Consider the following 1693-nt stretch of genomic DNA (forward strand, 5'->3'; position numbering starts at 1 on the left):
CCCGAGCGGCGGATGGCGATTTACGTAGACGGGGCAGCCTTCCACAGCGGGGCGAACCGCGCCCGCGACGCCCACCTGCGCGACCAGTTGCGCCGGGGCAGCCAGGCATGGACGGTGGTTGAACTGCGGGCAGCCGACCTCCGGCGGGGCCAGGCGCTGGTAGAGGAGCTGTCTGGTGTGTAGGGAGAAACATGGCACCTCCCGCTATTCCCGCATCGCTTCGTGGAGCAGTGTCGTCAAGGCATCGGAATAATCTTTACTATTGTCAACCAATTTAATTCACGTATCAAATCCTATGGTTTATTGTATATATTTTAAGCTTGTGTACATCAACCAAAATGACAGCAAAAAAAACCTGCGTATTCTACACTTCTAATTATATCAAAAAACCCACGTCTTCCAATGATACATGGTAAAGACATCTTCACAGGGAGTAAAAGGATCATTTTTATCCTCATTTAGATATAGGCTAAGATTAATTTTGACGAACTGAACGTTGTCTGGGTAGTTTAAGGTCAAGCCATACTTCAAGGAGATAGAGCAATGAACTTGATCGAAAATTGGGCCGTTAAAATCGCGGCTGAAATTACACCAAATGAGATAGATTTGGCTCCTGATATGACGGCGGCGTACCTAGCTGGAGGCGAATCGCGCGACCAGTTATATATGCAGTCAAAAGGTGGAGGACTGGGCGGGTTCGGAAGCGGCGAAGTGCAAGTTATTTTTCCAATCATCTTAAGCTGCATTACAGCCGCTAGTAGCGCTATTGTGGCAATATTATGCGCCCCCCAGGTGGGGACAATTTTGGCTGTTATTAAAAGCGTTTTAGAAATCAAAGACATAGCCGGACGCCAAAAGAAAGTTAGTGAAGAACTTCCTGAGCATGCCTATGGTTCGTTAAAGCAAACGCTGGATGCTTTTTCGACAGGGCTAAAATCCGTTGGTTATACACAGGATCAGTGCGACATCCTGACGTACCGTTTTATGGCTACCCTACTAGAAGATCCGAAATCAGCCCAAGATTTCGTCAAACCATTCAGTGCATCATCTAAACTTAATCATATGAATCGGGTGTGACTGAAATCTGTAGATGGCCTAGATTACCTCCTGGGTTCCCAGGAATTTCACGCCGTCCTGATGCGGTAAAACCAAGCTTTCACCAGCAATTAGACCACCATCGACCTACAGATTTCAGTCACACCCATCTCGTTTTTGGTAGATCGAGACTCCGACCGTCTCCAATTTGTTTACATTGCTAACCCTCCGCAGGACATGACTCGCGCTTATGTAGCACTGACAAATGACCCGTCCGGTCGTATCTCACCTTCGGAGACCCTGCCAGATAGCAACAACCCATTGCTACTGCGGCAACTGGGAATAAGCTGCCCACAGAGGACTTAGCGTCGGGAAAAGAGGTGAGTTTGACTGTCGGATTTGAACTTCCGGAAACGCTGAACAAGGCGCAGTTCCCGTATATTTTTGACAACAGCGCGACGATAGGACTAGAAATTCCTACCGCACCTCGCACTACCCCCACAGCATGGCTGCCTACGTCCTGCGCGAGTTCTGGGCGCGCTAGGGCGCTGGTTGCAAGAGGCCGTAGGCCTCCGCACCTCCGCAAACGGAGTTTGCAAACCTAGCCTAGAACACCGGTTATCCCATGCTACAGTTCATCGAGTTTCTCGGTATCATC

1 protein-coding gene is annotated in these 1693 nt (G+C 49.3%); it reads left to right on the top strand.

All coding sequences use genetic code 11. The features are described 5' to 3' along the window. The first annotated feature begins 543 nt into the window (after positions 1-543). A complete protein-coding gene (locus tag WCK19_RS18470) occupies positions 544-1077 on the top strand; it encodes a hypothetical protein (protein WP_342398880.1) in 534 nt (177 codons plus the stop codon). Positions 1078-1693 lie beyond the last annotated feature (616 nt).

The organism is Candidatus Chlorohelix sp. (genome assembly GCF_037138995.1).
GTDB lineage: Bacteria > Chloroflexota > Chloroflexia > Chloroheliales > Chloroheliaceae > Chlorohelix.